Below are 6,479 nucleotides of genomic sequence, written 5' to 3' on the forward strand. Positions count from 1 at the left end.
AATTTATACAATGACCTTTCCAAAACTCAATTTTAAAGACTATTTACACCCAAGACCTCAACCTAAAGGTCTCGATGTACAGTGTAAACTTCAGCATTTCGCCCTCATTACTTATGCACTCGACCCTACACGCTTCAAAGACATTATTCCCCCTCGATTTAAATTAGACACTATCCTTTATCAAGGCCAACAATGTGCTTTGATGTCTGTCGTTCCTTTTATTGATGTTGACTTTAGCTCCGCCGTCTACCCTTTTCCTAAATTTACTATGGGACAAACCAACTATCGAGTGTATGTGATTGATCAGGAAACACAGGAACGTTGTGTTTGGTTTCTAGGCACAACTTTGGACTCTTGGACGCTGATCTTTCCACGCTATGTTTGGCAACTGCCATGGCATCCAGCCCAAATTGAGTTTGACTGTCTACAAGATCCGACTGGCTTATACACACAATACAAAATGCGAACCCAATCTGCATGGGCTAGCTCTGAAGTGAATTTAATTCAGGCTCAAGATGACCACTGGTTTTTTGAAGGCTTTCCTGATTTAGAAAGTTACCAAGTCTTTCTTACACATCCTTTGGCAGGATTTTATCATCGCCGTGATGGCAAACTCGGTACATATCGTGTGTGGCATGAGCGCTTAAATCCTAGACCCGCAACACTGCACTACGCGCGCTTTGAACTGTTAGCAAGGCTTAATCTTATATCCTATGAAGATCAACTCAAGCCTTATAGTGTACTGATTGAACCGATCAATGAATTTACAATTTACTTACCCCCAAGCGTACTCGAAACTGTAGCAAATTAAATTCTAAAAAAATTAATTCTATTTAAGTTATTGAATACTAGAGGCAATGAATAAATTTCAGCCAAACTCAAGACATATTGGTTGTTTTTCTCCACAATTTCTCTATAATTCAACAAAACAGACAAGTCTGTCTATTTTTGCTGAAATACTGAATGACCGAAAACATTCAGAGGGTACAAAAAAATATAAGAAGGCACGTTTAAGTTGCTCATATTCATATCACTCATTAGTGTCAAATAATGAGTGATATGAAAAATAAATTATTATCAGCAAAGCGCGATAATCTAACAGTTATCGCGCTTATTTATTTTTGATTGAATTTTATAAAAGTCTGCATGATTTCAATCAATAAGAATGTAATTCTTAGATGCTACATTCTTATTTTTAATAATTTAAGCCGCAACTAATTCCATCTGAATCAATGTATTCACACGCTTCCAATACTCTTCCAAATGCACTTGATTTGGGTCAATTTGAGCTTGAATAGTCATTCCATCCAAAATACTAGAAAGAAAACCAGCCAACTGTTCATCTTGCTTCACCCCTAAATGATGCAATGCTTGGCGCAACTTTCCTTTCAACCACTCTTTATAATCAATTGCTGGTTGGAGCGATGACGGATAAATTTTTGAAATTTCTTCGACTGCTTTTTGAAACATGCAACCATTAAAGTCTGTCGTATGAAACCATGTATTATACCATTCAAAAATTGCGCGAATATGTGAGAGATAATCACTTGGGTCACACGCAGCAATCGTTGCATCGAGAGACTGCTGCAAATTTTGGTTTCTAGTCACTAAGCATTCTTCAATTAATTTAGCTTTGGAAGGGAAATATTTGTAAAATGTCATTTTAGCAACGCCAGACTCACTAATAATTCGATCCACACCGATAGAATTGTAGCTATGTGAGTTAAAGAGATTAAGCGCTGTATTAATGATGTCTTCTTTTTTTGACATTTATTTTACCTGATGCACAAAACTTTAAAATTAGGCCACTGCCCCATAAGAACACCACAAGAATATGAAATATATCGTTTCGAAACGATATTATATATCAAATTTAAAACAACACTGTTTTTTTATGGGAAATCTCACTAACATTAAAATAAGCACATGAAATATAAGAGATTTAAATTAAATAAAAAAACTAGAAGAATGCAGCCTTTTTCACTATGATAAAAAATGATGAAAATTAAAATTTAACGCTCTATGAACACCTTTTCCTTTACTCAGTCTGAACATACCCGCGAAGAAGTTTTATACTTTATTCAGCACTCCTTAAGTCCAGAGTTATGGAAATCAAATACTCAAGTGGTCCATGCACTAAAGCAGGCAACAGGAGATCATGCCTTATTTAAGCATCCTATCCTTACACGGTTGCACCAATGTCAACTGACCCTTGAGCAGTTAAAATTAATTCATCTGAATTATTTTACAGCTATTGTCAAGAATTTTACCGATGCCTTAAGCATGGTGATCTACCAAGCATTACAACTTGAAAACAACAGTAATATTAAGGCACAAGACCGTATTGCGGCAAAGATATATGCGCGTTATCTACTCTCACTCAATCTTTTTGATGAATTGGGTTTTAACACGCATCAACTTGAAAAAAGCTCCCCTGCAAAATCGCACTTGGTTTATTTTTTAAAGCTGATGCAACAACTCAAACTCGATGTCCCTGACCAAAAACAAACTCAAGCCGAAGCATTCTCTCTTACACAGTTTATTCAAGAGCATATTCATTCTTATGCAGACTTATTGTTGATTTTGGCTTGTACTGAACTGCAAGTGATTAAGTTCAGTGAAGCACTCAGAACAAATCTCGCGGTGTATGATTCTTCGTTTACCAATGGTTATTATGCATGTCATGGTATTGCTAAAGCCAGTGACCAAACTCTTGCAAACGATGATAATCATGAAGACGATATTTGGTTGCTATTCACGCAAAGCTACCAACCAAAAGACGAGTCATATTTTAAACAGCTTCAAGCTGAATATTTAAATCTGTGGAATGACTTTTGGACAAAGATGTATTTGCATACTCACTAATTCATCTTAATAGCTGTACGTCCATGTACACTCTCATATTCGTCTTAAACATGCAGAAGTTCCATCCTATGGAGTGTTAAACTTCAAACTACTGTAAGGCTGTAAACCGAATCTTGAACGCTAAACGTATTCGCAATTACATCCTATTCATATTTCACAGTCGAATTTTCTAAAACGCTCTTTTTCCGCTCAGCTAATGCCTTAGTCACGACTTGATAGCCAGCTGTCAAACCTAACGTTGCCATAATACCTGCAACAATCATATCAGGCCACATACTTCCTGTCCCAAACACACCTATAGCTGCAAAGATAACCGCCACGTTTCCAATCGCATCATTTCGACTACAAAGCCAAACCGATTGCATATTCGAGTCCCCTTCGCGGTAAGCATATAAAATGACAGCACAAACCACATTCGCAAGCAAAGCTATCACACCAATCACACCCATAGTCATAGCTTCAGGCGGAATCCCTAGCACATAAGCATAAATCACTTTGCCTATCACAACTAAGCCAAACAGCGCCATGGTTATACCTTTCAGCAAGGCTACTGTCGCTCGCCAGTATAAACTCGCACCGAGCACTGCCAGTGAAATACCATAATTCACCGCATCACCAAAAAAGTCTAAGGAATCAGCCCATAATGATGATGAATGCGCATAAGCCCCACCAATGAGTTCCACCACAAACATAGCTAAATTAATAAATAAGGCAATCCATAATGCCGTTCTAAACTTACTATTCGGCTTTTGTGGTGCGGGTGTACAACTACAAGAAGAACACGCCATATTAGCGACCTCTATCACTACTTGATCATTTTATATTATGATTAAAAACCATGGAGTCACTCTAAGGTCAAGTAAAATGAATCAACAAAACTCATCTCCTGTTTATTTAATAAAAGACTTAGTCCAAAAAACTGGCTTAAGTGCCGATACCATTCGTTTTTATGAAAAGAAAAATTTATTAGAACCTTCTTTTCGCGGGGACAATAACTATCGCTATTATCAAGATGAGGCGCTTAAACGACTCATTTTTATTAAACGTTGCCGTGCGCTGGATATCTCACTCAAAGAAATTGAATATCTCATCCAATTGGAGCAGAACCCACTACAGGACTGTAGCGCGGTCAATCAATTGATAGATGAGCATTTAAAACAAGTCGAGCAAAAAATAGTTGAACTAAAAAAATTCCAAATTCAGTTGCAACAACTGCGTCAATCCTGTGCCACGCTATCAACCATTGATGATTGTCAAATTTTAAGGCAACTTGAAGCGGAAACTTCTGACGAATAGCAGAACCTTGACATGCCTGATGGCTTAACTTCACTTTTATGCCTAGTCTTCACTTTCTTTCATCTAAATATGCAAAGACTCGTATAGAATTTTTATCTTTTCTTTTTCAAATCAGCGTGAATTTTATATGAGGCACTTTATTTTTTTAATTTCTATCTTTATAAAGACATCATTCTTCACTCAAAGAAATATTATTTATTATTTAAAATTAAAGCCTTGAATAAAAATTTATGATACTCACTAGCAGTTAAATTCCGAGTTTTTTACTAGGTTGAATCTATTTTTTAAAGCACTACAATAAAACCATATTTTTTTTATGCCTTAGTTTGATCATGAGCATTTCCCACGTTACTGAACTTCTTTCACCGGCTGGTTCGCTTAAAAATATGCGTTATGCCTTTGCCTATGGTGCAGATGCAGTCTATGCAGGACAACCCCGTTATAGTTTACGTGTGCGCAATAATGAATTTGATCATGACAATTTAGCTATCGGCATTCAAGAAGCGCATGACTTAGGCAAAAAGTTTTATGTGGTCGTCAACATTCAACCCCATAACTCAAAGCTCAAAAACTTTATTCGTGACCTCACACCTGTGGTTGCGATGCAACCCGATGCCCTGATCATGTCAGATCCTGGGCTGATTATGATGGTACGTGAGCATTTTCCAGACATGGATGTGCATCTTTCTGTTCAAGCCAATGCTGTCAACTGGGCTACTGTAAAATTTTGGAAAAACATGGGACTGACTCGTGTCATTTTGTCCCGTGAATTATCCATTGATGAAATTGAAGAAATTAAGCAGCAAGTGCCAGACATGGAAATTGAGGTTTTTGTGCATGGTGCGCTATGCATGGCGTATTCAGGACGTTGCATGCTTTCAGGCTATATGAATAAACGTGATGCCAATCAAGGGGCATGTACCAATGCTTGCCGTTGGGAATACAAAGTCCATCAGACTACACAAGATGAAAATGGCGATGTGATCCCCGTTCAAAATCTGAATACAAGCTCCAACTGCTGTTCAAATTCTGATGTTGATGAAGTGCATATGCAAGCACAGCATCAGTTCGATGAACCCGTATTATTACAACGTCATGATGAAGACATGTTTGCTGCTGAAGAGGATGAACATGGTACTTACTTTATGAACTCAAAAGACTTGCGCGCGGTGCAACATGTTGAGCGCTTAACCCATATGGGCATCCATTCTTTAAAAATTGAAGGACGTACCAAGTCTTATTTTTACTGTGCCCGTACTGCTCAAATTTATCGCAAAGCCATAGATGATGCGCTCGCAAATAAGCCTTTTGACCCATCACTCATGACACAACTCGAAGGTCTGGCGAATCGTGGTTATACCGAAGGTTTTTTACGTCGCCACGTACACAGCGAATATCAAAACTATGCAAATGGCTCATCTAGTTTTGACCATCAACAATACTGCGGTGAAATTTTAGAGCGAAATGGCGATTATCTGAAAGTCGATGTCAAAAACCGTTTTGTGGTGGGCGATGTACTTGAACTCATGACCACGTCAGGCAATATCACCTTTAAGTTGACAGAAATCCTCGATAAAAAAGGCAATCCAATACTTGAAGCGAAAGGCTCAGGACATGTAGTTGAAATACCTGTTCCTGCTGATGTTGACATGCGTTATGCCCTACTCATTCGTAACTTACCGCATTCAAGCACTGATATTTCAGCGCCTGCATTGGCTTATGTTGCAAGCTGACTGGGGATAATGCCATGGCACTACGAATAACAGATGCATGTATTAACTGTGATATGTGCCTTCCTGAATGCCCCAATACTGCTATTTTTGAAGGTGACAAGATTTATGAAATAGACGTCAGCCGTTGTACAGAATGTGTTGGTTTTTATGACACCCAAACCTGCGTCGATGTTTGCCCAATTGCCTGTATCGAGCCACACCCAGAACACATGGAAACTCAGCAACAACTGTTAGAAAAATTTAAAGGATTGAACTTATTTAGCGTCTAACCTTGGGGAAAGTAGAAAAGAAACCGAGTACTAACCACACTCAGAGTTTCAAAACAAAAACTGGGCAAAGAATAACAATAAACAACAACTAAATGAAAAAGCCAAAGTGATCTGGGGAACACTTTGGCTTTTTCTTTGCCCGAAATCATCATTCCAAAAAAAAGGAACTCAGGCTGTTAGCGACCAGAGTTCCTATAAAAGTATAACTAGAGCTTAGTCATACAACATAAAAAGGGAAAAAGCCAACGTAGATTTTGGGAGAGCATTGGCTTTTTCATTTCACACTTACAGCCCAGAACGAATAATATAATCAAAA

Annotated in this window: 7 protein-coding genes; 5 read left to right on the plus strand and 2 right to left on the minus strand. The window is 38.0% G+C overall.

What is annotated here, in order from left to right:
• The first annotated feature begins 10 nt into the window (after nt 1–10).
• The gene (locus B4F08_RS01080) at nt 11–811 is read left to right on the plus strand and encodes a DUF2071 domain-containing protein (RefSeq protein ID WP_086207897.1); all 801 of its coding nucleotides are present in this window, start codon (nt 11–13) and stop codon (nt 809–811) included.
• Between the two features lie 392 nt (nt 812–1,203).
• On the opposite strand, the gene B4F08_RS01085 is transcribed toward B4F08_RS01080, so the two are convergent.
• A complete protein-coding gene (locus tag B4F08_RS01085; RefSeq protein ID WP_110975398.1) occupies nt 1,204–1,770 on the minus strand; it encodes a TetR/AcrR family transcriptional regulator in 567 nt (188 codons plus the stop codon).
• 252 nt (nt 1,771–2,022) lie between these two features.
• Between B4F08_RS01085 and B4F08_RS01090 the strand changes: the two genes are divergently transcribed.
• Entirely contained in the window at nt 2,023–2,865 is an 843-nt protein-coding gene (locus tag B4F08_RS01090; RefSeq protein WP_291372557.1) for a hypothetical protein, read from the plus strand.
• A 143-nt stretch (nt 2,866–3,008) separates the two neighbouring features.
• Here B4F08_RS01090 and B4F08_RS01095 read toward each other — a convergent pair whose 3' ends face one another.
• Complete coding sequence (locus tag B4F08_RS01095) at nt 3,009–3,653, minus strand: cation transporter (protein WP_086207900.1); 645 nt, start codon at nt 3,651–3,653, stop codon at nt 3,009–3,011.
• Between the two features lie 76 nt (nt 3,654–3,729).
• Here B4F08_RS01095 and B4F08_RS01100 point away from each other — a divergent pair, with 76 nt between their 5' ends.
• The 3 genes from B4F08_RS01100 (at nt 3,730) to B4F08_RS01110 (ending at nt 6,163) form a co-directional block, all read left to right on the plus strand.
• Nucleotides 3,730–4,161, plus strand: coding sequence for a Cd(II)/Pb(II)-responsive transcriptional regulator (locus B4F08_RS01100; protein WP_086207901.1), 432 nt, complete (start codon nt 3,730–3,732; stop codon nt 4,159–4,161).
• A 332-nt stretch (nt 4,162–4,493) separates the two neighbouring features.
• Nucleotides 4,494–5,894: a tRNA 5-hydroxyuridine modification protein YegQ gene (yegQ, locus tag B4F08_RS01105; RefSeq protein WP_291372560.1), complete on the plus strand. Its 1,401-nt coding sequence runs from the start codon at nt 4,494–4,496 to the stop codon at nt 5,892–5,894.
• A 14-nt stretch (nt 5,895–5,908) separates the two neighbouring features.
• On the plus strand, nt 5,909–6,163 hold the full coding sequence (locus tag B4F08_RS01110; protein ID WP_110975970.1) for a YfhL family 4Fe-4S dicluster ferredoxin: 255 nt from the start codon (nt 5,909–5,911) through the stop codon (nt 6,161–6,163).
• The last annotated feature ends 316 nt before the right edge of the window (nt 6,164–6,479 follow it).

Source organism: Acinetobacter sp. UBA6720, from assembly GCF_002454215.1.
GTDB lineage: Bacteria > Pseudomonadota > Gammaproteobacteria > Pseudomonadales > Moraxellaceae > Acinetobacter.

Excerpts from the sequence above, each read along its gene's own strand:
- B4F08_RS01080 (WP_086207897.1), top strand. The coding sequence starts at position 11 with ATGACCTTTCCAAAACTCAATTTTAAAGACTATTTACACCCAAGACCT.
- B4F08_RS01110 (WP_110975970.1), top strand. The coding sequence starts at position 5,909 with ATGGCACTACGAATAACAGATGCATGTATTAACTGTGATATGTGCCTT.
- B4F08_RS01095 (WP_086207900.1), bottom strand. The coding sequence starts at position 3,653 with ATGGCGTGTTCTTCTTGTAGTTGTACACCCGCACCACAAAAGCCGAAT.
- B4F08_RS01085 (WP_110975398.1), bottom strand. The coding sequence starts at position 1,770 with ATGTCAAAAAAAGAAGACATCATTAATACAGCGCTTAATCTCTTTAAC.
- B4F08_RS01090 (WP_291372557.1), top strand. The coding sequence starts at position 2,023 with ATGAACACCTTTTCCTTTACTCAGTCTGAACATACCCGCGAAGAAGTT.
- B4F08_RS01100 (WP_086207901.1), top strand. The coding sequence starts at position 3,730 with ATGAATCAACAAAACTCATCTCCTGTTTATTTAATAAAAGACTTAGTC.
- yegQ (WP_291372560.1), top strand. The coding sequence starts at position 4,494 with ATGAGCATTTCCCACGTTACTGAACTTCTTTCACCGGCTGGTTCGCTT.